This is a genomic window from Streptomyces lasalocidi (genome assembly GCF_005280215.1).
GTDB lineage: Bacteria > Actinomycetota > Actinomycetes > Streptomycetales > Streptomycetaceae > Streptomyces > Streptomyces longwoodensis.
Genome location: NZ_SZNQ01000001.1, coordinates 1,530,555 through 1,556,936 on the forward strand (window position 1 = coordinate 1,530,555; position 26,382 = coordinate 1,556,936).

The window sequence follows — 26,382 nt, forward strand, 5'->3', positions numbered from 1 at the left end:
CCTGGACCGCCATGGGCAACACCTTCGGCGCCGGGGACGACCAGCTGTACGTATCCAATGGAGGGACCGACGTCTTCGTCGAGGTGTTGCTGCTCGCCGTGTCCGGGCTCGCCCGGTGTCCGTGGGAGTACCGGTTCGGCGGGCTGGTCGCGCTGCAGGACCAGGAGCTCATGGGGCGGGGAGCGGTCGGATTCGACCTCGCGGAGGTCCACTGGGGCCGGACAGCTGCGCAGCGGGACGCGGCCAAGCAGTTCGTGCTGCGGGCGATCGGTCTGGCGGGCCGGCGGTACCGGTGGGAGCTGCTCGGCTACGAACCGCCGCACGCCCTGGCGTACCTCCGGCGGTTCCGCGAGGTCGTGACGGCCTTCGAGCCCCCGGAGACCGAGCCCGCCCGCGACGTCCTGCCCGACCTGTCGGAGCTCGGGTGTTGCGTGCGGCACCGGGTGCTGAGTTCCGTGGCACATTTCGACGGGTGTCTGTTCTGCCGGGGCTCGCGCGGTGAGGCGTACGGAACGGGACTGGGGAGCGAGTGGCGATGAACGAGTTCTGGCCGGTTCCCGACGCCCTGGCCTATCTGGCCGGTGGCTGGCGGGTGCGGCGGTCGGTTCGGGATCTGGCGAGCGGTGACGTGGGCGCGTTCGAGGGGGCCACCGTGTTCCGGCCGTCGGCGGAGGACGGGGGCGGGCTGCTGCACCACGAGCGCGGCACCTTCACCTGGCGGTCGGTCGCGCGGCCCGCCGAGCGCACCCTGCGCTTCCTGCCCGGCCCGGTGCCCGGCACCGCCGACGTGCGCTTCGCCGACGGCCGGTTCTTCCACGACCTGGACCTGACCCGCGGGCGCCACGTCGCCGACCACCCGTGCTCGGCCGACCTGTACCGCGGCGAGTTCACCGTCCTGGACGCCGACCGCTGGCGCACGGTGTGGCGGGTGCGCGGCCCGGCCAAGGACCTGCTGCTGACGACGGACTACACCCGCGACGAGGACCCGCCGGCCCACTGAGGTTCTACGTCCGCAACGCCTCCCCCGCCACCCCGTCGAACCGCAGGTTCCACCGGCCGCCCCGGCCCGTGACCGTGGTCGTCGACAGGGGGCGCACGTCGAGGTTCCAGTACGTCGCCGGGGGTGCCATCAGCGCGTAGACCAGGGCGGCGCGGATCACCGAGGGTTCCGCGACGGCGACGATCCGGCCGCCGTCCTCCACCGGCCGGGTGTCGAGCCAGCCGCCGACCCGTGCGATGAACGCGAGCAGCGGCTCGCCGCCGTGCGGGGCGGAGCGCGGGTCGGCCAGCCAGGCGTCCACCGCCTCCGGCTCACGGGCCATCGCCTCGCCGAGGGTGAGGCCCTGCCAGCGGCCCATGTCGCAGTCGCGCAGGGCGAGCTGCACCAGCGGGGCGTACCCGAGGGCGTCCCCCGTCGCGCGGCTGCGCGGGGTCGGCGAGCAGTAGCGCAGCTCGGCCGCGGCGAGCGGGATCAGCCCGCCGGCGGCGCGCTGCACCTCCTCCCAGCCCGCCTGGTCCAGCGGCCGGTCGTCCTGGAAGCGCTCCGCCAGCGCGGGGGTGCTGCGCGCGGCGGCGACGAACGTCACCCGAAGAGCCATGCGTGGATGGTCTGCCCGCGAACTGGGCAGGTCAAGGCTTGTTCGCGCGCATTCACCGAAGGTGCCCGAAAACTTACCCGTCAGTCAGGACGAGCCCGGCATCCCTCCGGAAACGGGCGGCTCGAAGACCAGCGCCATCCACCGCTCCGGCACCTCCAGCGGCGCGAAGCCCACCTTCCGGTACACCTCGTGCGCGTCGTGCGTGGCGAGCAGCATCCGGCGCAGCCCGAGCGGGACCATCTCGTCGCGTATCGCGGTGACGAGGGCCGTGCCGATGCCCTTGCCGCGCACGGACCGGTCCACGTAGACGTCGCACAGCCAGGCGAAGGTCGCCCGGTCGGTCACCACGCGCGCGTACGCCACCTGCTCACCGGACGCCGTGTCGTACACGCCGTAGTTCAGCGACCCGGCGATGGCCCGGTCCTGCTTGTCCCGGTCGCGCCCGATCGCCCAGTACGCGTCGGTGGACAGCCAGTGGTGGACGCGCTCGGCGTCGAGGCGGGCGGGGTCGGTGGAGATCTCGTAGCCGTCGGCGAGCGGCGGGGTGTCGGTCATGGCTGGAACCTCTCAGGGGCGGACCGGTCGTGTCGAACGGTTTGCGGCAGCGCCTCGTCGCAGGCCGCGCGCAGCCGTCGTACGCCCTCGGTGATCTCGCCCTCCCCCGCGACGGCGGCGAAGCTCAGCCGCAGGTGGGGGGCCGGGGGTTCGGCGCTGAAGTAGGGCCGGCCCGGGGTGAGGGCGACGCCGGCGCGCAGGGCGGCCGCGGTGACGGCGGACTCGTCGGTGCCGTCCGGCAGCCGCAGCCACAGGTGGTAGCCGCCGGACGGGACGTGCGGCAGGGCGAGTTCGGGCAGGTGCAGGGCGAGGGCCGCGGTCATGGTGTCGCGGCGGGACTTCAGCGCGGTGGCGATGGCGCGCAGGTGGCGGGGCCAGGCCGGCGAGCCGACGAGTTCCAGCGCGGCCTCCTGGAGCGGCCGCGGCACGAAGAACGTGTCCACGACCTGGATGGCCCGCAGTCGTTGGAGCACGGGACCGCGGGCGACCAGGGCGCTGACCCGGAAGCTCGGCGAGGTGGCCTTGGTCAGGGACCCGACGTGGACGACGACTCCGTCGGGGTCGTCGGCCACCAGCGGGCGGGGCAGCGGTCCGGCGTCCTCGTGGGCGAGCCGGCGCACGAAGTCGTCCTCGACGACGAAGGCGCCCGCCTCGCGCGCGATGCGCAGGACCTCGGCGCGGCGGGCCGGGGCGAGGACCGCGCCGGTGGGGTTCTGGAACAGCGGCTGGCAGACGAGGACCCGGGCCCCGGTGGCGTGGAGGGCGTCGGCGAGCAGCGCGGGCCGCACCCCGTCCGCGTCGACCGGCACCGGGACCGGGCGCAGCCCCGCCGAGCGGGCGATGGCGAGCATGCCGGGGTAGGTCGGCGACTCGACCAGGACCGGCGCGCCGGGCGGGGCGAGCGCGCGCAGGGCGGTGGTGAGCGCCGACTGCCCGCCCGCGGCGACCAGCACCTCGGCGGCGGTCACCGAGCCGCCGATGGTCCGCGCGAACCATTCGCGCAGCTCCGGCAGCCCTTCCATGGGCGGCCTCCCCCATGCCCCGGGCCGCCGGCCGGCCCGGGCCAGTGCCGCCGCCATGGCGCGCTCGGGCTGGAGGGAGGGGTGCAGGTAGCCGCCGTTGAACTCGGTCACCCCGGGCGGCGGTGCGGCCAGCGACACGGTGACGCCGTCGGCGTCCACCGAGCGCGGTACGAGGTCGGCGGCGCCGTCGGCGCTCAGCGCGACCTCCTGCCAGGAGGTGTCCCCGACGGGCGCCGTGGCCGGACGGGGGCGCGCGCGGAAGGCGCCCGCGCCGGGCCGGGTGACCACCAGTCCTTCGGCGGCCAGCTGGGCCAGCGCCCGGGAGACGGTCACGGGGCTCACCCGGAAGCGGTCGACGAGGGCCCGGCTCGACGGGAGCTTTCCACCCGGCGAGTAGCGGTCCAGTTCCTGACGCAGCTGGTTCGCCAGGTCAGCCACACTGCTACGCTCATGCATGAAGACACAGAGTAGCGCTATCGCTCCGGCCCCGATAGCAGTCAGCACTCCGGCGGCGCCCCGCTCCGCCGGCACCCTCCAGGCGGCGCTCGGTGTCGTCGCCTTCTCCCTGACGTTCCCCGCCACCGCGTGGGGCCTGGAGGGCTTCGGGCCGTGGAGCCTGGTCGCCGTGCGCAGTGTGCTGGCCGCCCTGATCGCCGGCGGCTGCCTGCTCGCGGTCGGGGCCCCGGTCCCCGCCCGGCGCCACTGGGCGGGGCTCGCGGTGGTGGCCGCCGGGGTCGTGATCGGCTTCCCGATGCTGACCACGCTGGCGCTGCGGACCTCCACCACGGCGCACGCGGCCGTGGTGGTCGGGCTGCTGCCGCTGACCACCGCGCTCTTCTCCGCCCTGCGGATGGGCACCCGCCCCTCGCGCACCTTCTGGCTGGCGGCCCTGGCGGGCGCGGGCGCGGTGGTGGCGTTCACCGTGCAGCAGAGCGGCGGCGCCCTGAGCACCGCCGACCTGTACCTGTTCGGGGCGCTGCTGGTGTGCGCGGCCGGCTACACCGAGGGCGGCCGGCTGGCCCGGGTGATGCCCGGCTGGCGGGTCATCGGCTGGGCGCTGGTGCTGTGCCTGCCGCTGTCCGTGCCCGCCGCCGCGGTGGCGCTGGCGTACGAGCCGGTGGCGCTGACCGGGCACAGCGTGGCCGGGCTGCTGTGGGTCGCGGCCGGCTCGCAGTTCCTCGGGCTGGTCGTCTGGTACCGGGGGATGGCCGCCATCGGCATCCCGAAGGCCAGCCAGTTGCAGCTGGCCCAGCCGCTGCTCACACTGGTGTGGTCGGTGCTGCTGCTCGGCGAGCACCTGACGCCCGCCGCCCCGCTGACGGCCGCGGCGGTGCTCGTCTGCATCGCCGTCACCCAGCGGGCCCGCGGCTGAGCGGCCGGGGCGCGCTCGCCGGGTTCCCGGGCGGCACCCGGCGCCGCAGACGTGAGGAGGGCCGGCAGATGCACGCATCGGTGGGCGACCAGCTCGTCCAGCACGGCAGGGTGGTCGGTCAGCACGACCAGGTCTCGGAAGTCGTCGAGGTGATGGGCACGGCGGGCACCCCGCCCTACCGCGTCCGCTTCCCGAACGGCCACGAGGCCGTCATGTCACCGGGCCCCGACTGCGAGGTCCGGCACCCGGAGCAGGCACACCAGCACCCATAGGGCTGCGCGGGGCGGCGGCCGGCAGGGTGTAGTGGTCGGCCACCACCCGCGCCATCGCTCCGACGCGGTCCGCCGCCACGTCCCCGGCGGCGAAGAAGACGTGCCCGCGCACCTGCGGGTACCGGGCGGCCAGGGTCAGGTGGGCCGACAGCTCGGCCGGATCCTGCCAGGCGGCGGGCTGCGCGGGGTCGCCCGCCTTGTACAGGGCCTCGCCGAGGTACAGCCGGGTGCGGCTGCCCCGCGCCACGTCCGCCCACCAGGGCACGAGCTTCGCGTAGTCGGCCGCGGCCAGCCCGATGTTCCAGTACAGCTGGGGCACGAGGTAGTCGATCCAGCCCTCGCGGACCCACCTGCGCGTGTCGGCGTAGACGTCGTCGTACGACTGCAGGGCTCGGGTGTCGGAGCCGAGCGGGTCGGTGGAGGCGTTGCGCCACACGCCGAAGGGGCTGATCCCGAACTGGGTCGTGGGGCGGATCGCCTTGATCCGGCCGGCCGTCTCCAGCACCAGCAGGTCGATGTTGGACCGCCGCCAGGCGGCCCGGCTGGGGTGGCCGCCGCCGTGGGCGTCGTAGGCGGCGTCGTCGTCGAAGGTCTGGCCGGCCACCGGGTAGGGGTAGAAGTAGTCGTCGAAGTGGACGGCGTCGAGCGGGTAGCGGCGGACCGCGTCCAGCATCGCGTCCTGCACGAAGGCGCGGACCTCGGGCAGCCCCGGGTTGTAGTACAGCTTCCCGCCGTACGGCACGACCCACTCGGGGTGCAGGCGCGCGGGGTGGGTGGGGACCAGCCTGCCGAGGTCGGAGTGGGTCGCCACGCGGTACGGGTTGAACCAGGCGTGCAGCTCCAGGCCGCGGGCGTGGGCCTCCGCGACGGCGGTGCCCAGCGGGTCCCAGCCGGGCGACTCGCCCTGGGTGCCGGTGAGCACCTGCGACCAGGGCTCGTACGACGACGGCCACAGGGCGTCGGCGGTGGGCCGGACCTGGAACATGACGGTGTTGAGGCGGTTGCGGACGGCCAGGTCGAGCCAGGTGAGCAGTTCGTCGCGCTGGCGGGCGGCGCTCAGGCCGGGGCGGGAGGGCCAGTCGCGGTTGGCGACGGTGGCCAGCCACATGCCGCGCATCTCGGCCGGCCCCGCCCGATGGCGGCCCGCGGCGGCGGCCGTGCCGGTGTCGGTCGGCGCGGCCGCCGTGCCGGTCCTGGCCGACGCTGCGGCGGCCGTGCCGGTGCCGGCCGCTCCGGTCGTGGTGACGGCGGCCAGTGCGGCCAGTGTGAACGCCCGCCGGGTCGGATTCCCCATGGGCACACGCCCCCGAGAACTCGGTGGATCCGTGCGGTCACGGATCGCGTCGGCGCCCAGCATGCCCCCACCCCGGCGATCGATCATCGATACTTGCTAGTAACGTGCACGATCGGAGCAGGGCGCCGTACCGGGAGACCCGCGGGACGGCCGGAGACGCAGCGAATGCGGCAAACCGCAGCAAAGGGGACGACGTGACCGACATCGAACGCGTGGGAGTGGTGGGCTGCGGCCAGATGGGAGCGGGCATCGCCGAGGTCTGCGCCCGTGCCGGTCTGGACGTCAAGGTCGCCGAGACCACCGGCGAGGCACTGGAGATCGGCCGCACCCGGCTGTTCAACTCCCTGGCGAAGGCCGCCGAGCGCGGCAAGATCACGGCGGAGGAGCGGGACGCCACGCAGGCGCGCCTGAGCTTCACCACCGACCTCGGCGAGTTCGCCGACCGGGACCTGGTCATCGAGGCGGTCGTCGAGAACGAGCAGGTCAAGACGGAGATCTTCCAGGTCCTCGACCAGGTGGTGACCCGCCCGGACGCGATCCTCGCCTCCAACACCTCCTCCATCCCGCTGGTGAAGCTGGCGGTCGCCACCTCGCGGCCCGACCACGTCGTCGGCATCCACTTCTTCAACCCGGCCCCGGTGCAGTCCCTCGTCGAGCTGATCCCGGCGCTCACCACCTCCGAGGGCACGCTCAGCCGGGCACAGGTCTTCGCCGAGAAGGTGCTGGGCAAGCACGCGATCCGCGCCCAGGACCGCTCCGGCTTCGTGGTGAACGCGCTGCTCGTGCCGTACCTGCTGTCCGCGATCCGGATGTTCGAGTCGGGCATCGCGAGCCGCGAGGACATCGACAACGGCATGGAGATGGGCTGCGCCCACCCGATGGGCCCGCTGAAGCTGTCCGACCTGATCGGTCTGGACACCATCGTGTCCATCGCCAACTCCATGTACACCGAGTACAAGGAGCCGCTGTACTCCGCTCCCCCGCTGCTCCAGCGCATGGTCGACGCGGGCCGGCTGGGCCGCAAGACGGGGTCGGGCTTCTACACGTACTGATCCGGGTGTGCGGGCCCGGCACCCGGGGGTGCCGGGCCCTTGCCGTGCCCTGCCGTCGCGCGGCCGCCGGTCAGCCGAGCCGCAGGTGGTGCAGGAGCAGTAACGCCGCCGCCATGTTGGCGGCCGGGACCTCCCCCCGCGCGATCAGGTCCGGGACCACCTTGAGCGGGACCCAGGCGCGGCGGTCCGACTCGAAGTCGTCCACCGGGTGCCCGAGGTACTCGCCCCGGTCGGACCAGTAGATGTGGTGCCGGGCGTCACTGAGGCCGTTGGACGGCTCCACGGTCATCAGGTGGTGCAGGGGGCCCGGCCGCCAGCCGGTCTCCTCCTCCAGTTCCCGGGCCGCCGCGCCGGCGACGTCCTCGCCGTCCTCGACGACGCCGGCGGCCAGTTCCCAGCCCCAGCTGTCGGTGATGAAGCGGTGGCGCCACAGGAGCAGGACCTCGTTGGCGTCGTTCACGACCGTGGCCACCGCGACGGGCCGCAGCCGGATGAGGAAGTGGTCGAGGTGCCGGCCGTCGGGGAGCCGCACATCGGCCAGGTTGACCCGGAACCAGCGGTTCTCATACACGGTTTGTTCGTTTTGTTTCGTCCACTGCACGGTTCTGCCACCTTCCGTCGAGTCAGGGGCAATATCGCAGCAGGGACGCGGAGGACCCACAGAGCGCTTCCGGCCCATGGGTCCCCGCCGGGGGCCGTACTAGATCGGTACGCGCAGGGCTCCGTCGATGAGTTCGGCGGCCTCGGACGTTCCGGCGCAGCCGCTGCGCACCAGGTGTTCGCGCACCGCGCGCAGCCGGTCGCGCAGCCGCTGCGACTCCATGCCGCGGGCCGCCTCGGCCATCCGCACCGCCGTCGCCACCGCCCGGTCGGCGTGGCCCTGGCGCAGCTCGATCGTGCTGAGCATGGCCAGCCGGTGCACCCGGCCCCGGTCGTGCGCCGGGGTGTCCACCGCGGCCGTCGCGTGCTCGGCGGCCGCCGCCAGCTCGCCCAGGCTCAACAGGGCCTCCGCCACCTGGACGTTGACCAGGCCCGGCTGGACGTAGCCGGTCTCGTCGGGCTCGTACCCGCGCCGGATGTGCTCGGCGGCCGTCTCCGCCCGCCGGATGCAGCCGAGCGCGCTGGAGCCGTCGCCGAGGTGCGCGTACGCCTTGGCCTGCATCGCGTACAGGTCGGAGGCGAGGGCCGGGGTGATGTGCCTGCCCGCGGCGCGCAGCGCGGCCTCGGCGAAGGCGACGGCCTGGCGGAACTCCCGCAGGAACAGCGCCTGGTTGACCAGCAGCGCGATCACGTACGCCCCGAGTCCCCGGTCCCCGCTGGCCTTGGCCAGCCGCAGCGCCTGGTGGAAGTAGCGCTGGGCGAGCCCGTGCGCGTCGGAGTCGTACGCGCAGATGCCGGCGATCGCCACCAACCCGCCCGTGGCCCGGTGCAGTTGGCGGCCCGTGGCGTCGGTGTAGCTGCCGCGCAGCAGCGGCGCCGCCTCGGCGTTGAGGAAGCCGACGATGCGCGCCCGGGTCGCGATGCCGCCCGCCTTGCGGTACATCTGCTCGTAGTGGCTGCGGGCGGCGCGCAGCGTCTGCAGGTCGGCCGGGGTGACCCGGTGCCGGCCCCCGCGGGAGACGTCGACGTCCTCGGGCGGGTTCTCCCACTCCCACACCGGCATCACCGCGGGCGTCCCGGTGACCGCGGGGGCGCCGAGGAGGTGCGGGCGCTGCTGTTCGTCGGAGCGCCACAGGGCGGTGGCCCGCTCGACGAAGCCGGACAGGGAGGTGCCGTGCGGGCCGGCCGACTCCCCCGGCACCCCGAGGCCGATGTCGTCGAGGGTGACCGGGCGGTGCAGCCGGGCGGCGAGCACCTCGCAGATCAGGTCGGGTACCTGGCCGCGGGGCCGCTGGCCCTTCAACCAGCGGGCCACGGCGGTGTGTTCGTACCGCAGCTGGAGCCCTCGGGCGCGTCCGGCCTGGTTGACGTGGGCGGCGAGGCCGGCGTGGGAGATCCCCGCCTCGTCCAGGATCGCGTCGAGGAGAGTGTTGGGCTGCATGGTGGCCCCCCGGGTGGTTCAGTGCGCACAGGGTAGTGCGTCCGCCTTCACACGGGGTGTGAACGGAGTGCGCGCATCCGGCGCGTGTGCGCGCTGTCGCGCAGCGTGGCCGGGTCGGTTGACTGAGGTGCCGGGCCGCCGGCTCCCCCTCGTACAACTGGCGGCCCGGCGTCCGCACACGGGCGGCCGGCCACGAACGCGTCGTGGCCGGCCGCCTGTCGGACCCCTGCGGGGCGGGATCAGCCGCGCAGCACCGCTCCGGTGCGCTCCCCGGCGAGGGCGACGGCGGCGTCGCGGGCCGCCGAGGCCTCGTCCACGGTGAGCGTCCGGTCCGCCGCGCGGAACCGCAGCGCGTAGGCCAGGGACTTCTTGCCGTCGCCGAGCTGCTCCTCGTTCTCGTACACGTCGAACAGCCGGATGGCCTCCAGGAGTTCACCGGCGCCCTCGCGCAGCGCGGCCTCGACCTCGGCGGCCGGGACCGGCTGGTCGACCACCAGGGCGACGTCCTGGGTGGCGACGGGGAACGTGGAGATGCCGGGCGCCTGCGGCGTGTCGTCGCCGACCCGCTCCAGGGCGTCCAGGTCGATCTCCATCGCGCAGGTGCGCGCGGGCAGCCCGAGCGCCTTCAGCACGCGCGGGTGCAGCTCGCCCGCGTGGCCGACGACCCGCTCCGCGCCGTCCAGGACGACCACGAACTCGGCGCAGCGGCCCGGGTGCCACGGACCGTACTGGCCCTTGCGGACGCCGAGTGCGGCACCGGCCTCGCGCGCGGCCAGGCGGCCCGCCTCGACCGCGTCGGCCCAGCCGGCCGGGCGGCCCTCGCCCCACCAGCCGGCCTGCTCGCGGGCGCCCGCGAGGACCACGGCGACGTGGCGCGGCTGCTCGGGCAGCACGGCGTCGAGCGCGGCGAGCTCCTCGTCCGTGGGCCGGCGGTCGACGGGCAGGTGCCCGGCGGCCCGCTGCTCCTCGCGCGGCTGGAAGACCAGGCCGGTCTCGAAGAGGGCCAGGTCGTGCGAGCCCCGGCCGTCGTTGCGCCGCAGCGCGCCGAGCAGGCCCGGCAGCAGCGAGGTGCGCAGCGCCGGCTCCTCGTCGTTGAGCGGGTTGACCAGCTTCACGACCCGGCGGGCCGGGTCGTCGGCCTCCAGGCCGAGCTGGTCGAAGACCTGCTCGCTGACGAAGGGGTAGTTCGGCGCCTCGACGTAGCCGGCGCCGGCCAGGGCGCGACCGACGCGGCGGTGCAGCCGCTGGCGGTGGGTCAGGCCTCGGCCGGAGGGCGGCTTGGGCAGCGTGGAGGGCAGGTTCTCGTAGCCCTCCAGGCGGATGACCTCCTCGGCCAGGTCGTTGGCCTCCTGGAGGTCGGGCCGCCAGGACGGGGCGGTGACGATCAGCTCGTCCTGCCCGTACACGTCGCAGCCGATCTCCTGCAGCCGGCGCACCACGGTCTCGCGGCCGTAGTCGACGCCCGCGACGCGGTCGGGGTGGTTCGCCGGGACGCTGATCGTGTGCGGCGCCGACGGCGCGACGATCTCGGTGACGCCGGCGTCGGCCGTGCCGCCCGCGAGGAGGACCAACAGGTCGACGGTGCGCTGCGCGGCGGCCGCCGCGGCCTGCGGGTCGACGCCCCGCTCGAAGCGGCGGGACGCCTCCGAGGACAGCTTGTGGCGGCGGGCCGTACGGGCGATGGAGACCGCGTTGAAGTGCGCGGCCTCGATCACCACGTCGCTGGTGGCGTTCGTCACGTCGTCGTGGTCGGCGATCTCGGTGTTGGCGCCGCCCATCACGCCGGCCAGGCCGATGGGGCCGCGGTCGTCGGTGATGACCAGGTCCTCGGCGTGCAGCGTGCGCTCGACGCCGTCGAGGGTGACGAGCTGCTCGCCCTCCTGGGCGCGGCGCACCCCGATGGTGCCCTGGACCAGGGTGCGGTCGTAGGCGTGCAGGGGCTGGCCCAGCTCCATCATCACGTAGTTGGTGACGTCGACGGCGAGCGAGATCGGGCGCATGCCGACCTTCTGCAGCCGGCGCTGGAGCCAGATCGGCGAGCGCGCCTCGGGGCTGAGGCCGCTGACCGTGCGGGCGGTGAAACGGTCGCAGCCGACCGGATCGGTGACCTGGACCGGGTAGCCGTACGCGTTGGGCGCGGGCACGTCGAGCAGCGCGGGGTCGCGCAGCGGCAGGCCGTAGGCGATGGCGGTCTCGCGGGCGACGCCGCGGATGGACAGGCAGTCGCCGCGGTTGGCGGTGACGGCGATGTCCAGGACCTCGTCGACCAGTTCGAGCAGCTCGACGGCGTCCCGGCCGACCTCGGTCTCGGGCGGCAGCACGATGATGCCCTTGCTGCCGTCGTCGCCCATGCCCAGCTCGTCGCTGGAGCAGATCATGCCGTGGGAGGTCTTGCCGTAGGTCTTGCGCGCGGCGATGGCGAAGCCGCCCGGCAGCACCGCGCCGGGGAGCACGACGACGACCTTGTCGCCGACGGCGAAGTTGCGGGCGCCGCAGACGATCTCCTGGGGCTCACCCGTGCCGTTGGCCCCGCCGACGTCGACGGTGCAGAAGCGGATCGGCTTCTTGAAGCCCTCCAGCTCCTCGATGGTGAGCACCTGGCCGACGACCAGGGGGCCCTTGAGGTCGTGGCCGAGCTGCTCGACCGTCTCGACCTCCAGGCCCGCCGAGATCAGCTTGGCCTGGACGTCGCGGCCGGTCTCGGTGGCCGGCAGGTCGACGTACTCCCGCAGCCAGGAAAGCGGGACCCGCATCAGATCTCCATCCCGAACGGCCGGGTGAACCGGACGTCACCCTCGACCATGTCTCGCATGTCCTCGACGTTGTGGCGGAACATCAGCATCCGCTCGATGCCGAACCCGAAGGCGAAGCCGCTGTACTTCTCCGGGTCGACGCCGCAGGCGGTGAGCACCCGCGGGTTGACCATGCCGCAGCCACCGAGCTCGATCCAGCCCTCGGAGGAGCAGGTGCGGCAGGGGCGGTCGGGGTTGCCGACGGACTCGCCGCGGCAGACGTAGCACACCATGTCCATCTCGGCGGACGGCTCGGTGAACGGGAAGAAGTTCGGCCGCAGCCGGGTCGTCATGCCCTCGCCGAACAGCGACTGGACCATGTGGTCCAGGGTGCCCTTGAGGTCGGCCATGGTCAGGCCCTCGTCGACGGCGAGCAGCTCGACCTGGTGGAAGACCGGGGTGTGCGTGGCGTCCAGCTCGTCCGTGCGGTACACGCGGCCGGGGCAGATCACGTAGACCGGCAGCTCGCGCTCCAGCAGGGAGCGGATCTGCACGGGCGAGGTGTGGGTGCGCAGCACCACGCCCGACTCGGCGCCGCCGTCCGGGCCCTGCACGAAGAAGGTGTCCGCCTCGCCGCGGGCCGGGTGGTCCGGGCCGATGTTCAGGGCGTCGAAGTTGAACCACTCGGCCTCGACCTGGGGGCCCTCGGCGACCTCGTAGCCCATGGCCACGAAGATGTCCTCGATGCGCTCCGAGAGCGTGGTGAGCGGGTGGCGGGCGCCGGCCGGGACGCGGTCGTACGGCAGGGTGACGTCCACCGACTCCTCGACCAGCACGCGGGCGTCGCGCTCGGCCTCCAGCTCGGCCTGGCGGGCGGCGAGGGCCTTGTTCACGGCGCCGCGGGCCTGGCCGACGCGCTTGCCGGCGTCGGCCTTGGCGTGCGGGGGCAGGGCGCCGATCTCGCGGTTGGCGAGCGACAGCGGGGAGGCGCCCCCGGTGTGGGCGACCTTGGCCTCCTGGAGCGCGTCGAGGGAGTCCGCGGCGGCGAAGGCGGCGAGCGCCTCGTCCCGCATGCGCTCGATCTCTTCCGGTTTCAAGGCCTCGACCTCGACTGGGTCGTACGACTTATTGGGTGCCGACATCTCTTCCCGTGCTTCCGTTGGCTGGCGGATGGTCCCCGTGACCGGCTCTGCGTCGCTCCAAGGGCCGTGTGCAGGACACAAAAGTGCCAAAGGCCGAGTCTAACGGGGTTGAGGTGAGCGAATGCGCCCGTGGGGCCGGGTCCGGGCCTCAGGTGAGGTACGCCGGTGCCGCCACGGGCAACGTAAATCGGAACTCGGCGCCGCCGCCGGGGGCGCGGCCGACCGTGATGACGCCGCCGTGGGCCTCGACGATGCCCTTGACGATGTACAGCCCGAGGCCCGTGCCGCCGCGCTTGCTGCCCCGCCAGAAGCGGGTGAAGACGCGGTTCATGGACTCCTCCGGGATGCCGGCGCCCTCGTCGCTCACGGTGACCGACGTGCCGGTGTCCTCCCCCTCACGGGGGGACGCGGCGGGCGTGATGTCGATGGTGACGGTTCCCTCGCCGTGCCGCACCGCATTTTCGATGAGGTTGCTGAGCACCTGGTCGATCTTGTCGGGGTCGGCCCACAGGGCGGGCAGGGGCTGCTCGATGCGCAGCAGGAAGCGGTCGGCGGGCTGGCCCGCGGCGACGTAGGCCTGGATGTGGCGGCCGACGGCGGCGCCCATGTCGACGGGCTGGCGGCGCACCTCCAGGCGTCCGCTGTCGATGCGGGAGATGTCGAGCAGCTCGGCGATGAGCCGGGTCACGCGGTCGGCGTCGGCGTCGACGGTCTCCAGCATCAGGCGCTTCTGGTCGTCGGTGAAGCGTTCCCACTTGGCGAGCAGGGTGGCGGTGAAGCCCTTCACGGAGGTCAGGGGCGAGCGCAGTTCGTGGGCGACGGTCGCGATCAGCTCGGCGTGGGAGCGCTCGGTACGGCGGCGGCCCTCGGTGTCGCGCAGGCAGACGACGACGCGCCGGACGGGGCCGGTGGGGCGGGCGCGGACGTAGCGGGCGGTGACGAGGACTTCCCGGCCGCCGGGGAGCAGCAGGTTGCGTTCCGGCTGGCGCACCCGGATGGCGAGCCCGCCGTAGGGGTCGGTGAGCGGCCACCAGCGGCGGCCCTCCAGGTCCTCCAGCGGCAGTGCCTTCTCCAGGGGCTGTCCCAGGGCGTCGGCGGCGCGGGTGGCGGTGATGCGCTCGGCGGCGGCGTTGAAGCGGACGACCCGGCCGCGCTCGTCAGCGACGACGAGGCCGTCGGGGAGGTCGTCGTGGAGATCGTCGTGGAGGTCGCCCTGGTGGTCGTCGGGGCCGGTGTCCGGGGCGGACGCGGTGGCGTCGGCGGGGTCACCGGGCGGGGCGGCCGCCGGCGGCTGCCGCACGTCCCGGCCTCCCGGTGTGCTGCTCGTGCCCACGCTCATCCCCGCACCCCACCTCCCAGACGAGGATCCCCGAGCAGGTCACCCTACTAGCCCTCCGTGACGGAGCGGCACCCTCCGGAGGCGCGCTGTGCACGGGCCGACGCATACAGACATACGGCCGCGGCGGTCGCGAGGTTCAGGCTCTCGGCCTTTCCGTGGATCGGGACGCTCACGACGGCGTCGGCGAGCGCCCGGGTCTCCTCGGGCAGCCCCCACGCCTCGTTGCCGAACACCCAGGCGGTGGGGCCGCCCATGGTGCCCCGGTCGAGTTCGTCGTCGAGGTCGCGGTCGCCCGCGCCGTCGGCGGCGAGGATGCGGACCCCGGCGTCCTGGAGCCCGGCGACGGCCCGCTCGACGGGGACGCCGACGGCGACCGGCAGGTGGAACAGCGAGCCGACGGAGGCGCGGACGGCCTTGGGGTTGTAGAGGTCGACGGAGGCGTCGGTGAGGACGACGGCGTCGGCTCCGGCGGCGTCGGCGCAGCGCAGCACGGTGCCCGCGTTGCCGGGGTCGCGCACGTGGGCGAGCACGGCGACGAGGCGGGGCCGGCCGGCGAGCACCTGCTCGAAGGGGGTGTCGACGAACGCGCACACCCCGACCAGTCCCTGCGGGGTGACGGTGGTGGAGATGTCGGCGATGACCTGCTCGTCGGCGAGGTGGACGCGGGCGCCGACCGCGCGGGCCTCGCCGACGATGTCCGCGTGGCGCTCGGCGGCCTCCACGGTGGTGAACAGCTCCACGAGGGTGTCCGCGCCGTACGCGGCGGCCTCCCGTACGGCCTGCGGTCCCTCCGCGAGGAACAGCCGCTCCTTGCTCCGGAAGTTCCGCCTGGCCAGCCGTCGTGCGGCGGCGACGCGGGGGGAACGGGGGGAGATCAGCTCGGGGCTGGCGGGGGGCATGCCTGGTTCACCTTCATCGTCGTGCGGCCGGCTCGGCGGCGGGGGCAGCAAAGGACCCGCAGGCCTGGAGCCTGCGGGTCCTTCGGAGTCACGTCGGCTGACGCCGGGGCAGCGTCACGCGGCCTTCGGAGCGTTGACGTCGCTCGGCAGGGCCTTCTGGGCGACCTCGACCAGCGCGGCGAACGCACCGGCGTCGTTGACGGCCAGCTCGGCGAGGATCTTGCGGTCCACCTCGACGTTGGCGGCCTTCAGACCCTGGATGAAGCGGTTGTACGTGATGCCGTTCGCGCGGGCAGCGGCGTTGATGCGCTGGATCCACAGCTGACGGAAGTCGCCCTTGCGCTTCTTGCGGTCGTTGTAGTTGTAGACCAGCGAGTGGGTGACCTGCTCCTTGGCCTTGCGGTACAGGCGCGAACGCTGACCGCGGTAGCCGGAGGCCTGCTCGAGGATCGCCCGGCGCTTCTTGTGGGCGTTGACTGCCCGCTTGACGCGTGCCACTTGTTTAACTCCTTGTAGCGGGGCCGTGGGTGGACTCACACGGCCCGGAATCGATTGGGTCCCGGTCCTGCTGACGTACGGCGCGCACCGATCCGGGGACCGGGCGCCGGGACGTCACTTGCCGAGAAGCTTCTTGATCTTCGCGGCGTCGCCCGGGGCCATCTCGGCGTTGCCGGTGAGGCGGCGCGTCACGCGGGACGACTTGTGCTCGAGCAGGTGGCGCTTGCCGGCGCGCTCGCGGAGCACCTTGCCGGAGCCGGTGACCTTGAAGCGCTTGCTGGCACCGCTGTGCGACTTGTTCTTCGGCATAGCGCCGTTCTCTCCTCGTCGGTGGCGCTCCGGTGCCCGGTTCGTGGAACCGGGCACGGGGTGGAGCGTCGCTGTGGTTTCGGTTACGTCCTGGGGACGGTGTCCCCCGGGATCACGCCTCGGCAGGGGCCTCGGCGGACGCCTCGGCAGGAGCCTCGTCGTGCACCTCGGCGTTCACGGCGTCCGGGTCGGCCGCGTTCTGCGACTTGCCCGGGTTCGCCTTCGCCTCGGCCTTGCGGGCTTCCTGCGCCTGCCGGGCCTCGGCCATGGCCTCGGTCTTCTTCTTGTGCGGACCGAGAACCATGATCATGTTCCGGCCGTCCTGCTTCGGGTTCGACTCGATGAACCCGAGGTCCTGGACGTCCTCCGCGAGCCGCTGCAGCAGTCGGTAGCCCAGCTCGGGCCGGGACTGCTCGCGACCACGGAACATGATCGTGATCTTGACCTTGTCGCCCTGCTTGAGGAACCGGACGACGTGACCCTTCTTGGTGTCATAGTCGTGCGGGTCGATCTTCGGCCGGAGCTTCATCTCCTTGATGACCGTGTGCGCCTGGTTCTTGCGCGCCTCACGGGCCTTCATGGCCGACTCGTACTTGAACTTCCCGTAGTCCATGAGCTTGCAGACCGGCGGGCGGGCGTTCGCCGCGACCTCGACCAGGTCCAGGTCGTACTCCTGCGCAAGCTCCAGTGCCTTCGCGAGCGGCACGATGCCGACCTGCTCGCCACTGGGACCGACAAGTCGCACCTCGGGAACGCGAATCCGGTCGTTGATGCGGGGCTCGGCGCTGATGGATCCTCCTCGGTAGCACCACGCGACCCTCTGGCTTGAGCGCCGCGTAACGTCTGTTTTCGTAAGACCTAACCGCGCCGCGGCACAAAAAATGCCCCGGACGATCACAGACGGGGCTCCTCGCACTACCGGAGCACCGCCGCGAGACCGCGGGGCGCGCTTTCGGACGGCGCTCCATCGTCCGTACGGAACGATGGCGGCCGTCTGACCGGATGACCCGCCGCCCGGGGGGCGTCAGGTGGGAGTTCGGAGCCTCCACTTGTGGGCCGAGCACGTGAGTGTCCGGCCGGTCGTCACACAAGGTTAGCAGCTGCCCGGGGGTGGTGCGAACCGGCGTGGTCCGGGGCCTATCGTGTGGGACATGAGTGACACCCCTCCCCAGTCCCCCGCCCCCGACTTCGACGAGATGGCCCGGGACATCGCCGAGGTCCCCGCCGTCGAGGTGATCGTGACGGTCGCCGTGAACCTCATGAGCGCCGCCGCGGTGAAGCTCGGGCTGACCGAGGAGGGCGACGCGTACAAGGACCTGGACGAGGCGCGCAAGCTGGTGCACGCGCTCGCCGGTCTGCTGGACGCGTCGGCGACGGAGATCAGCTCCTTCCACGCGGCCCCGCTGCGCGACGGCCTGAAGTCGCTCCAGCTGGCCTTCCGCGAGGCGTCGCTCGTCCCGGACGAGCCGGGCCAGGGACCGGGCGAGAAGTACACCGGCCCGATCTACGGCTAGCCGTTCATCCGCGTACGTCGAGTACGCGTCGCCGTTGTCTGCGGCGTCTGCGTCCTCTACGTGGCGTCCGCGTCGCGTACGTACAGGGGCTCGCCCGGGGGCGTGGCCGAGGCCGGCAGCAGTGCCAGGTCGAGGCCGCGCACCAGGCGGGCCCTCAGTGTCTCGTCGGCGGCCAGGCGCCCGGCGACCGCGCGGGCGGCCTCGGCGGGTGCGGCGGCCGGGTCCAGGACGAGGGCGAGGGTGCCGTCGGCCTGTCCGGGGCCGAGGTGGGCGCGCAGGACGGCGGGCTCCGCGGCCACGGCCGAGCGGACCGCCCCGACCACCGCCGGGTCGGTGAGCGGGTCGGTGCTGGTGCGGCCCTCGGCGAGCGCGAGCAGGGCCGGTCCGGTCAGCTCGAAGGGCACGGGTCCGGCCAGGTCCAGCACGACCGTGTCGGCCTTCTCGTGGGCGGCAGCCTGGAGCGCCTGGTGCAGCGGTACGGCGACGGGGCGGGCCGCCGGGTCCCAGCGGGCGAGCGACTCGGTGGAGGTGAAGGCGGGCAGGGCGGTGCGGCCGCCGGCCTTCAGGGTGGGCACGGCCATGTCGGAGGTCTTCTCGCGGCGCAGGCCGTTCTCGTCCTCCTCGACCTCGCCGAGCACGGCGACGACGGGCACCAGCAGCCGGGCGCCGCGCAGCGCGGCCAGGACGGGCCCGACGGCCGTGCGGTCCTCGGCCCAGGCGGCCAGCGCGGCGCTCAGCCGGGGGTCGGCGGAGCCGTCGTCGTCGGAGAAGCCGGGGTCGGGGATGTTCTTGTTCGCCACGGTCCCGACCCTATCCGGGGGAGGCTGTGGAGCTCGTACGGGGCCGGGCGCCCCCCGGGTCACCGCTCTCACTGATTTCTCAGCGGCCCCTGACGCGGTTCTCACGCCCGTCCCACGGCGGGCACAGCGCCCGGCTCCAGCATCGCCGGCATGGAGTCCCCCGGAGCCCGCGAGCGCCGCCGTGCCAGGCCGTCGCGGAGCCACCGCCCGCTGCTGTGCACCGTCCTCGCCGTGGTCGCCGTCGCCGGTGCGACCGCCGGCGGCACCGTCTACGTGCGGGCCGGGGCGCACCCGGGCACGGCGGCAGTAGCGTCGCCCGCGACGTCGGCGAGCCGGGAGGGGGTGGAGCCCGTGGTGGAGTCCGCGACCGACTACGACGCCGTCCTGGCGGCGGCGCTGGGGTCCGTGGCGGTGCCGGACGGCGCGAAGGTGTCCGTGGCTGTCCGGGACGTGGGCTCCGCAGCCGGCGCGGTGTACGGCGACGCGGCCTTCGACACGGCCAGCATCGTCAAGGTCGACATCCTGGCGGCGCTGCTGCTGCGGGCCCAGGACGCGGGGCGGCGGCTGACCGCGCAGGAGAAGACGTACGCCACCGCGATGATCGAGCACAGCGACAACGCCTCCGCGTCGGCGCTGTGGGACGCCATCGGGCGGGCGGAGGGGCTGGACGCGGCGAACGCGCGGTTCGGGCTGACCGCGACCTCCGGCGGCGAGGGCGCGCTGTGGGGGCTGACGCAGACGACGGCCGCGGACCAACTGACGTTGCTGCGCCAGGTGTTCGGGGACTCCGGGGACGAGGGGTGCGCACTCTCCGCCACCTCCCGGGCGTACCTCCGGCAGCTGATGGAGCGGATCGCCGTGGGGCAGCGGTGGGGGATCTCGGCGGCGGCCGACGGGTCGGCGTGGGCGTTGAAGAACGGCTGGCTGCCGCGGAGCACGACCGGGCGGTGGGACGTCAACAGCATCGGGCGGATCACGGCCGGGGGCCGCACCTTCCTGGTCGCCGTGCTGTCGAATGGCGCGGCCACCCAGGAGGACGGGATCGCCCTGGTCGAGGCCGCGGCACGGGCGGCGGTGACGGCGCTCGCTGGGGCTGCGGGGGGTTAGCGACCGTTGGGGCGGTGGCGCTTGCCCCGGTGGCTAGTAGTCGTGTCCCTGCGGGGTCCGGTCGGTGCCGCGGCGGCGGCCGCGCCACAGGACCACGCCCGCGACCAGCAGGACGGCTCCCGTGCCGCCCGCCAGGGGGCCCGCCCAGTCCGCGGTGCCGTCGGAACGGTCGGCCTGGTCCGGGCCCGGGCCGAAGTACTGCTTGCCGTAGGACTGGGTCGTCAGGCCCTCGGGTTTCAGCCGCCCGGCGGCCTCGAGGGCGGCGGCCGGGTCGATGAAGCCGTAGCCGCGGGAGTCGTCGCGGCCGCCGCTCGGGGGGTTGCGGGCGGTGGTCTCCAGCAGCTTCTTGACCTGGGCCGGCGTCAGGTCCGGGTGGGCCGCCCGGAGCAGGGCGACCGCGCCGGAGACGAACGCGGAGGCGGCCGAGGTGCCCCAGCCCTCGTAGTACTTGTGGTCCGGGTCGGCGATCACCACGTTCACGCCGGGGGCGGCGACCGTGGCGTACCAGCGGCGGGTGGAGAAGGAGGCGCGGGTGCCGAAGCGGTCCACGGCGGTGGCGGCGATGACGCCCGGGTAGGCGGCCGGGTAGGAGATGTGGTCGCCCTTCTCGCCGCCGTTGCCCGCGGAGGCGACCACGACGGAGCCCTTCCGCAGGGCGTACTGGACGGCCTCGTCCTCGGCCGGTTCGGGGTGGGCGGAGGCGGAGTCGTCGCCGAGGGAGAGGTTGATGACGTCGGCGCCCTGGTCGGCGGCCCAGCGGATGCCCTCGGCGAGGGCGTTGCCGCGGGTGGTGCGGGCGCGGGTGCGGGCCGGGTCGCCGTCCTCCAGGATCACCCGCACCGGCAGGATCTTCGCCTCGGGGGCGATGCCCAGGACACCGTCGCCGTCGCCGGGGCCGTGTCCGTGGCCGGCGATGATCCCGGCCATCGCGGTGCCGTGGCGCGCCCAGGCGCGGTCGCCCTCGGTCGCGCCGAAGCCGACCAGGTCCTCGCCGGGCAGGACGTTGCCGGCCAGGTCGGGGTGGTCGGCCTCGACGCCGGTGTCCAGGACGGCGACGGTGACGCCCTTGCCCCGGGTGCTCTGCCACGCCTGCTGGGTGTGCAGGGCGTCCAGCGCCCACTGCTGGCCGCGGATGCCGTCCGCGTGGGCGGCGGTGGGCGGCACGAGGGCGACGGCGGCGGCCAGCAGACAGCCGAGGACGCCGGCCCTGCGGGTGGTGCGGCCGGCGGTCATGAGGGGCGCTCCGACGGGGAGGCGGCGGTGGTGCGCAGGCCGCGCTCGACGCGGTCGGCCAGGCCCTTGGCCTCGTTGCCGAGCCCGGCCTGGGCGGGGGCCGTGGTGGCGCCGGTGGCGGCCGCCTCGGCGGCGGGCTGCGGTACGGCGACGGTGCGGCCGTCGGCCCAGCCGGAGACGGCGTAGACGACGACTGGGGCGTCGGTGAGGACGGAGACCGTCCAGGAGGCGCGCTGCCGGTCGCCGAACCCGGCGGCGGCCGTGCCCGGGGCGGCGTAGGGGCGGGGCAGCAGGTCGGTGCGGCGGGCCAGGCCCTCCTTGTCGAACCGGGTGTCCAGGGCGCGCATCGCCGCGGGGTCGGCCGTCGTGAAGAGCAGGCCGACGGTGGTGACGTAGCTCTGCGTGGCGTCGGTGTAGGTGGCGCGCAGCAGGCGGGAGCAGCCGACGGGCGCGAGGACCTGGCGCAGCAGCGGGTCGAACGCGTCGGCGCAGCCGCCGTCGGGCGCGACGGCGATCCGGGTCCAGGTGCGGTCGGCACCGCCGGGGCCGGCGCCCCGTCCGGTCACGGTCGGCGGGAAGAGCTGGTCGACGGGCACGCTGTGCCACAGGCCGGCGGCGGCCGTGTACGCGCTGCGCTCGCCCGCTCCGGCGGCGTCCCCGGCGAGCCAGCTGCCGGTGGCGGCGCCCACGACGAGTCCGAGCCCCAGCACCATGCTGACCGCCGCGGCGACGACCCGGCCCCGGCCGCCGTCCCCGCGCCCCGCCTCACCGACGCCCTCGGGCCGCGCGAACGACACGTGCGGCCGCGTGGAGCCGCCCGGTGCCGGCGGCGCGCTCCAGGAGAGGGCGGGGTCGGGGCCCGGGGGCCGCGGGTCGGCGGCGGTGCGCGCGCCGGACGGCGCGAAGTCGGGGTGCCGCACGGGTGCGGCGGGCGTCCAGGCGGGCGGTGCGCCGGTGACGGCCGCGACGCGGCCCGGCGCCGGCTCGTCGCGCCGCGGCGCGGCCTCGGGCATCCGGGCTCGGGAGAACGGGGACCACGCGCTGCCGGTCGTGCCGGGTTGGGAGGGGGCGACGGCCGGGGGCGCGTCGGCGGCGGCCGGGGCGTCACCACGCCGGAACCCCGCGCCGGGCCGTCCGGCGGTCGGAGGGGCGTCCGGGAAGCGAGCGGAGGCGGCGGGCGGGGGTGCGTCGGTGAGGGCCGCACTGCCGGAGGGGGGTGCGGGGGTGGCGGTCGCCGGTGACCCCGTTGATGCGGTCGGGTGGTTGCGGCGAGCGTCCGGCGCCTGCGCCTGGCGGGACGCGCTCGGTGCCTGGATTTGGCGGGACGCGGTCGGCGGCTGGGCCGGGCGGGGTGCCGTCGACATGTCGCTCGGGGCGGCGGGTGGCTCGGGTGAGGTGCGGGGGCGACGTATGCCGGTCGGGGCGTCGGGGCGTATGGCGCCCGGGGCCGACGGACGGGACGGGCCCGGGGTGCGGGGCCTCCCGGGCGTGCCGGAGGCGGTCGGGGGCGTCCCGGCGGTCACGGCGGACGCGGGGGCCGCAGGGGTCGCGGAGGTCACCGGCGTCCCTGCGGCCCCAGCCGTCGCGGGCGTCGCCGGTCCTGCGGGAGCGGTGGACGGCCGGGGCGGGGCCGGCGAAGCACCCGGGGCCGGGAAGCCACCGGCGGCCGGGAAGGCGTCGGTCGCGGGCGTCGCCGGACCAGCCGGAGCCGCGGAGGGCCGGGGCAAGGTCGATGAGGCACCGGTCGAGCGCGTCCCGGTGGCCGGCGCAGGGCGCGGCAGGGCCGGTGGGGCCTCGGGGTGCGGGTGCGGGGGCGCGGGCTCCGTGGTGGCCGGGGCCTCGGGGGAGGCCGGGGGGTGTGCGGGGCGGGGCGGGGTGTCGGGGCGCGGGGGGATGGTGGCGCGGCGTGCTTCCGTGCTCATGCACCCCCCGTTTCCTCGTGCCCGGGCCGTGTCCGTCCTGCGCGGGCCCCCTGTGACGCGTGCCCTGCGTACCGCGCGGGTGCGACCGTCCGCCCCTGGGCACGCATACCTACCCGCACGGGCGGACCGGCATCCCGGTGCGGGCGTCCGGCCGGGGTCGTTCCGCCGTGCGTGCGCGTCACTCTACGGCTTGTCGCTGGTCGAGCGGGAACCAGTCGGCGACCCCGGGGCATCTGCCCGGATCGTCCCCCTACCCCGCGGTAATCCCGTCTGGCAGGCTGCGTCCATGACTGCGCGCGCCGCCGACCGGGCCCGTTACGACCGGGCCACCGCCCACCTCGACGCCCCTCTCGCGATCGTGGACCTCGACGCCTTCGACGCCAACGCGGACGACTTGGTCCGCCGCGCCGGGGGCAAGCCGATCCGGGTCGCGAGCAAGTCCGTGCGGTGCCGCGCGCTGCTCGAACGGGTCCTGGCGAAGGAGGGGTTCGCGGGCATCATGTCGTTCACCCTGGCCGAGTCGCTGTGGCTGGCGCGGTCCGGGTTCGACGACGTGCTGCTCGCCTACCCGTCCGCCGACCGCGCCGGGTTCGCGGAGCTCGCCGCGGACCCCAAGCTCGCCTCGGCCGTCTCGGTCATGGTCGACGACATCGCCCAGCTCGACCTGATCGACGCGGCGCGCGGCGACGGCCGTGAAGTGGTGCGGGTCTGCCTGGAGTTGGACACCGCGCTGAGGCTGCTCGGCGGCCGGGTGCGGGTCGGCGCCCGGCGCTCCCCGCTGCGCTCCCCCGCCGAGGTCGCCGACCTGGCCCGCGCGGTGTCCCGGCGGCCCGGCTTCGAGGTCGTGGGGATCATGGCGTACGAGGGGCACATCGCGGGGGTGGGGGACTCGCTCGCGGGGCGGCCGCTGCGCTCGAGGGCGATCCGGCTGATGCAGGCGGCCGCGCGCCGTGAACTGGTGGAGCGGCGGGCCGCGGTGGTGCGGGCGGTGCGGGCCGTCGTTCCGGACCTGGAGTACGTCAACGGCGGCGGCACCGGCAGTGTGCAGAGCACCGCGGCCGAGGACGCGGTGACGGAGATCGCCGCCGGGTCCGGGCTGTACGTGCCGCGGCTGTTCGACAACTACACGTCGTTCAGCGGGCGTCCGGCCGCGCTGTTCGCCCAGCCCGTCGTCCGGCGGCCCGGGGTGGGCGTGGTGACGGTGCTGGGCGGCGGCTACCCGGCCTCCGGCGCGGCGGGGACGGACCGGCTGCCGGTGCCGTACCTGCCGGAGGGGCTGCGCTACGACCCGCAGGAGGGGCCCGGCGAGGTGCAGACCCCGCTGCTCGGCTCCCCCGCGGACGACCTGCTGATCGGCGACAAGGTGTGGTTCCGGCACGCGAAGGCCGGTGAGCTGTGCGAGCGGTTCGACAGCCTGCACCTGGTCGAGGGCGACCGGGTCACGGCGACCGTGCCGACGTACCGGGGCGAGGGGCACACCTTCCTGTAGGCCCCGGCCGCCCCGGCTCCCGGCGTTCCTACAGCGGGGTGACGTACGCCCCGGAGATGCCGCCGTCCACCAGGAAGTCGGTGGCGTTGACGAACGAGGAGTCGTCGCTGGCCAGGAAGGCGACGGCGGCGGCGATCTCCTCGGCCTCGGCGAACCGGCCGACCGGGATGTGCACCAGACGGCGCGCGGCCCGCTCGGGGTCCTTGGCGAACAGCTCCCGCAGCAGGGGGGTGTTGACCGGCCCCGGGCACAGGGCGTTGACCCGGATGCCCTCCCGGGCGAACTGCACGCCCAGTTCACGGGACATGGCGAGCACGCCGCCCTTGGAGGCGGTGTAGGAGATCTGGCTGGTGGCCGCGCCCATCCGGGCCACGAACGACGCGGTGTTGATGATCGAGCCCCGGCCCTGGCGGCGCATGTACGGCAGGGCCGCCTTGCAGCACAGGTACACGGAGGTGAGGTTGACCTCCTGGACGCGCTTCCACGCCTCCAGGCCGGTCTCCAGGATGGAGTCGTCGTCGGGCGGGGAGATGCCGGCGTTGTTGAAGGCGACGTCGACGCTGCCGTACGTCTCGTACGCCGTCCGGAACAGCGTCTCCACCTGCTCGGGGTCGGTGACGTCGACCTTGACGAAGGTGCCGCCGACCTCCTCGGCGGCGGCCTTGCCGCTGGTCTCGTCGATGTCGCCGCAGACGACGTGGGCGCCCTCGGAGGCGAGCCGGCGGGCGGCGGCGAGGCCGATGCCGCTGCCGGCGCCGGTGACGACGGCGGTGCGGCCGACCAGGCGGCGGCAGATCTGTGCTTCGGTCATGCGGCTCAGGCCTCCGTGCTGAGGAAGACGTTCTTGGTCTCGGTGAAGGCGGTCAGGGCGTCCGGGCCCAGCTCCCGGCCGAGGCCGGACTGCTTGAAGCCGCCGAACGGCGTCGAGTAGCGCACGCTGGAGTGGGAGTTGACGGAGAGGTTCCCGGCCCGTACGGCCCGCGAGACGCGCAGGGCGCGCCCGACGTCACGGGTCCAGACGGACCCCGACAGGCCGTACGGGGTGTCGTTGGCTAGGCGGACGGCGTCCTGCTCGTCGGTGAAGGGGAGCAGCACGGCGACGGGGCCGAAGATCTCCTCGCGGGCGGCGGCGGAGTCGGGGCGTTCGCCGGTCAGGACGGTCGGCGGGAACCAGAAGCCGGGGCCGTCGGGTGCGCTGCCGCGCAGGGCGGGGGCGTCGTCGGGGACGTACCCGCGGACCCGGTCGAGCTGGCGGCGCGAGATGAGCGGGCCCATCTGGGTCTTCTCGTCGGCCGGGTCGCCGACCACGACGGCGGCCAGGGCGTCGGCGAGGAGGGCCGCGACCTCGTCGTACACGGACTCCTGGACCAGGATGCGGGTGCGGGCGCAGCAGTCCTGGCCGGCGTTGTCGAGGAAGGAGAAGGGGTCGACGGCGGCGCGGAGGTCGGCGTCGGCGAAGACGATGTTGGGGCTCTTGCCGCCGAGTTCGAGGGTGACCCGCTTGAGCAGGGCCGATCCCTTCGCCAGCACCTGGCGGCCCACGGCCGTCGACCCGGTGAACACGATCTTGGCGACGCCCGGGTGTTCGACCAGCGCGTTGCCGGTGACCGGCCCGTGTCCGGGGAGGACCTGGAAGAGACCTTCGGGGAGGCCTGCCTCCAGGGCGAGTTCGGCGAGGCGCAGGGCCGTCAGGGGGGTCGTCTCGGCCGGTTTGAGGAGGACTGCGTTGCCGGCCGCGAGCGCGGGGGCGGTGCCCCAGGCGGCGATGGGCATGGGGAAGTTCCAGGGGGCGATGACGCCGATCACGCCCAGTGGCTCCAGGAAGGTGACGTCCAGCCCGCCCGCCACCGGGATCTGACGACCGGTCAGCCGTTCCACTCCCCCGGCCGCGTAGTCGAGCAGGTCGCGGACGTTGCCCGCCTCCCAGCGGGCGTTGCCGAGGGTGTGCCCGGCCTCGCGGACCTCCGACCGGGCCAGTTCCTCAAGGTGTTCGTCCACGGCGGCGGCGAACCGGCGCAGCAGGCGGGCGCGGTCCGCGGGCGCCAGGGCGGCCCACGTGGTCTGCGCGCGGGCGGCGCGGGAGACGGCCGCGTCCACGTCGGCCGCGGAGGCGGCCGGGACGGTGGCGAGGACCTCCTCGGTCGCGGGGTTCAGTACGTCGAGGGCGGGTGCGGGGGCGGCGGACACGGGGG

Annotated in this window: 26 protein-coding genes; 8 read left to right on the forward strand and 18 right to left on the reverse strand. The window is 74.5% G+C overall.

Going from position 1 to position 26,382, the window contains the following annotated elements; translation table 11 throughout:
• The first annotated feature begins 11 nt into the window (after positions 1 to 11).
• Positions 12 to 539 (forward strand): hypothetical protein, encoded by a 528-nt coding sequence (locus tag E4U91_RS06780; protein WP_137305985.1) that lies wholly within the window; start codon positions 12 to 14, stop codon positions 537 to 539.
• On the forward strand, positions 536 to 1,000 hold the full coding sequence (locus E4U91_RS06785) for a DUF6314 family protein (RefSeq protein ID WP_137305986.1): 465 nt from the start codon (positions 536 to 538) through the stop codon (positions 998 to 1,000). Before E4U91_RS06780 ends, E4U91_RS06785 begins: the two co-directional genes overlap by 4 nt.
• 4 nt (positions 1,001 to 1,004) lie before the next feature.
• On the opposite strand, the gene E4U91_RS06790 is transcribed toward E4U91_RS06785, so the two are convergent.
• The 3 genes from E4U91_RS06790 to E4U91_RS06800 form a co-directional block, all read right to left on the reverse strand.
• The gene (locus E4U91_RS06790) at positions 1,005 to 1,598 is read right to left on the reverse strand and encodes a histidine phosphatase family protein (protein WP_137305987.1); all 594 of its coding nucleotides are present in this window, start codon (positions 1,596 to 1,598) and stop codon (positions 1,005 to 1,007) included.
• An 84-nt stretch (positions 1,599 to 1,682) separates the two neighbouring features.
• Positions 1,683 to 2,153, reverse strand: a complete 471-nt coding sequence (locus E4U91_RS06795) for a GNAT family N-acetyltransferase (RefSeq protein ID WP_137305988.1) — start codon at positions 2,151 to 2,153, stop codon at positions 1,683 to 1,685.
• Entirely contained in the window at positions 2,150 to 3,631 is a 1,482-nt protein-coding gene (locus tag E4U91_RS06800) for an aminotransferase-like domain-containing protein (RefSeq protein WP_137305989.1), read from the reverse strand. The genes E4U91_RS06795 and E4U91_RS06800 overlap by 4 nt, the downstream gene beginning before the upstream one ends.
• Here E4U91_RS06800 and E4U91_RS06805 point away from each other — a divergent pair.
• Positions 3,630 to 4,547 carry a DMT family transporter gene (locus E4U91_RS06805; protein ID WP_137305990.1) on the forward strand — a complete coding sequence of 306 codons (918 nt, stop codon included), beginning with the start codon at positions 3,630 to 3,632 and terminating at the stop codon, positions 4,545 to 4,547. The genes E4U91_RS06800 and E4U91_RS06805 overlap by 2 nt on opposite strands.
• Positions 4,548 to 4,615: 68 nt before the next feature.
• Entirely contained in the window at positions 4,616 to 4,819 is a 204-nt protein-coding gene (locus E4U91_RS06810; protein ID WP_137305991.1) for a DUF1918 domain-containing protein, read from the forward strand.
• On the opposite strand, the gene E4U91_RS06815 is transcribed toward E4U91_RS06810, so the two are convergent.
• On the reverse strand, positions 4,758 to 6,113 hold the full coding sequence (locus E4U91_RS06815; RefSeq protein ID WP_137305992.1) for a glycoside hydrolase family 10-like protein: 1,356 nt from the start codon (positions 6,111 to 6,113) through the stop codon (positions 4,758 to 4,760). The two genes, E4U91_RS06810 and E4U91_RS06815, sit on opposite strands and share 62 nt — an antisense overlap.
• Positions 6,114 to 6,307: 194 nt before the next feature.
• On the opposite strand from E4U91_RS06815, the gene E4U91_RS06820 reads away from it, so the two are divergent.
• Positions 6,308 to 7,165 (forward strand): 3-hydroxybutyryl-CoA dehydrogenase, encoded by an 858-nt coding sequence (locus E4U91_RS06820; RefSeq protein WP_067235298.1) that lies wholly within the window; start codon positions 6,308 to 6,310, stop codon positions 7,163 to 7,165.
• Positions 7,166 to 7,235: 70 nt separating this feature from the next.
• On the opposite strand, the gene E4U91_RS06825 is transcribed toward E4U91_RS06820, so the two are convergent.
• From E4U91_RS06825 to infC, 9 genes are all read right to left on the reverse strand, one after another.
• Entirely contained in the window at positions 7,236 to 7,766 is a 531-nt protein-coding gene (locus E4U91_RS06825; protein WP_137305993.1) for an NUDIX hydrolase, read from the reverse strand.
• A gap of 99 nt (positions 7,767 to 7,865) precedes the next feature.
• Positions 7,866 to 9,206, reverse strand: coding sequence for an NsdA family TPR-like regulatory protein (locus E4U91_RS06830; protein WP_137305994.1), 1,341 nt, complete (start codon positions 9,204 to 9,206; stop codon positions 7,866 to 7,868).
• Positions 9,207 to 9,445: 239 nt separating this feature from the next.
• Positions 9,446 to 11,959 (reverse strand): phenylalanine--tRNA ligase subunit beta, encoded by a 2,514-nt coding sequence (pheT, locus tag E4U91_RS06835; RefSeq protein WP_137305995.1) that lies wholly within the window; start codon positions 11,957 to 11,959, stop codon positions 9,446 to 9,448.
• A complete protein-coding gene (pheS, locus tag E4U91_RS06840) occupies positions 11,959 to 13,080 on the reverse strand; it encodes a phenylalanine--tRNA ligase subunit alpha (RefSeq protein WP_137305996.1) in 1,122 nt (373 codons plus the stop codon). Before pheS ends, pheT begins: the two co-directional genes overlap by 1 nt.
• Positions 13,081 to 13,228: 148 nt before the next feature.
• A complete protein-coding gene (locus E4U91_RS06845; protein ID WP_137305997.1) occupies positions 13,229 to 14,419 on the reverse strand; it encodes a sensor histidine kinase in 1,191 nt (396 codons plus the stop codon).
• A 47-nt stretch (positions 14,420 to 14,466) separates the two neighbouring features.
• Positions 14,467 to 15,318 (reverse strand): TrmH family RNA methyltransferase, encoded by an 852-nt coding sequence (locus E4U91_RS06850; protein WP_137305998.1) that lies wholly within the window; start codon positions 15,316 to 15,318, stop codon positions 14,467 to 14,469.
• Positions 15,319 to 15,432: 114 nt separating this feature from the next.
• Positions 15,433 to 15,816: a 50S ribosomal protein L20 gene (rplT, locus tag E4U91_RS06855; RefSeq protein ID WP_004002577.1), complete on the reverse strand. Its 384-nt coding sequence runs from the start codon at positions 15,814 to 15,816 to the stop codon at positions 15,433 to 15,435.
• 114 nt (positions 15,817 to 15,930) lie between these two features.
• The gene (rpmI, locus tag E4U91_RS06860; protein WP_004933563.1) at positions 15,931 to 16,125 is read right to left on the reverse strand and encodes a 50S ribosomal protein L35; all 195 of its coding nucleotides are present in this window, start codon (positions 16,123 to 16,125) and stop codon (positions 15,931 to 15,933) included.
• Between the two features lie 112 nt (positions 16,126 to 16,237).
• Positions 16,238 to 16,915: a translation initiation factor IF-3 gene (gene infC, locus E4U91_RS06865; RefSeq protein WP_137310702.1), complete on the reverse strand. Its 678-nt coding sequence runs from the start codon at positions 16,913 to 16,915 to the stop codon at positions 16,238 to 16,240.
• A 361-nt stretch (positions 16,916 to 17,276) separates the two neighbouring features.
• Here infC and E4U91_RS06875 point away from each other — a divergent pair, with 361 nt between their 5' ends.
• Positions 17,277 to 17,639, forward strand: a complete 363-nt coding sequence (locus E4U91_RS06875) for a DUF1844 domain-containing protein (RefSeq protein ID WP_137305999.1) — start codon at positions 17,277 to 17,279, stop codon at positions 17,637 to 17,639.
• A 56-nt stretch (positions 17,640 to 17,695) separates the two neighbouring features.
• On the opposite strand, the gene E4U91_RS06880 is transcribed toward E4U91_RS06875, so the two are convergent.
• The gene (locus tag E4U91_RS06880; RefSeq protein WP_137306000.1) at positions 17,696 to 18,439 is read right to left on the reverse strand and encodes an SseB family protein; all 744 of its coding nucleotides are present in this window, start codon (positions 18,437 to 18,439) and stop codon (positions 17,696 to 17,698) included.
• A 150-nt stretch (positions 18,440 to 18,589) separates the two neighbouring features.
• Here E4U91_RS06880 and E4U91_RS06885 point away from each other — a divergent pair, with 150 nt between their 5' ends.
• Positions 18,590 to 19,546, forward strand: a complete 957-nt coding sequence (locus E4U91_RS06885) for a serine hydrolase (RefSeq protein WP_137306001.1) — start codon at positions 18,590 to 18,592, stop codon at positions 19,544 to 19,546.
• Between the two features lie 33 nt (positions 19,547 to 19,579).
• On the opposite strand, the gene mycP is transcribed toward E4U91_RS06885, so the two are convergent.
• Both mycP and E4U91_RS06895 read right to left on the reverse strand, forming a co-directional pair.
• Positions 19,580 to 20,779, reverse strand: coding sequence for a type VII secretion-associated serine protease mycosin (gene mycP, locus E4U91_RS06890; protein WP_137306002.1), 1,200 nt, complete (start codon positions 20,777 to 20,779; stop codon positions 19,580 to 19,582).
• Complete coding sequence (locus E4U91_RS06895; protein WP_241678522.1) at positions 20,776 to 21,792, reverse strand: hypothetical protein; 1,017 nt, start codon at positions 21,790 to 21,792, stop codon at positions 20,776 to 20,778. Before E4U91_RS06895 ends, mycP begins: the two co-directional genes overlap by 4 nt.
• Before the next feature lie 1,195 nt (positions 21,793 to 22,987).
• Between E4U91_RS06895 and E4U91_RS06900 the strand changes: the two genes are divergently transcribed.
• Positions 22,988 to 24,190, forward strand: a complete 1,203-nt coding sequence (locus E4U91_RS06900; RefSeq protein WP_137306003.1) for an amino acid deaminase/aldolase — start codon at positions 22,988 to 22,990, stop codon at positions 24,188 to 24,190.
• 28 nt (positions 24,191 to 24,218) lie between these two features.
• Here the strand turns inward: E4U91_RS06900 and E4U91_RS06905 are convergent, their stop codons facing one another.
• Positions 24,219 to 25,001: a 3-oxoacyl-ACP reductase gene (locus tag E4U91_RS06905; protein WP_137306004.1), complete on the reverse strand. Its 783-nt coding sequence runs from the start codon at positions 24,999 to 25,001 to the stop codon at positions 24,219 to 24,221.
• 5 nt (positions 25,002 to 25,006) lie between these two features.
• The gene (locus E4U91_RS06910; RefSeq protein ID WP_137306005.1) at positions 25,007 to 26,377 is read right to left on the reverse strand and encodes an aldehyde dehydrogenase family protein; all 1,371 of its coding nucleotides are present in this window, start codon (positions 26,375 to 26,377) and stop codon (positions 25,007 to 25,009) included.
• Between the last annotated feature and the right edge of the window lie 5 nt (positions 26,378 to 26,382).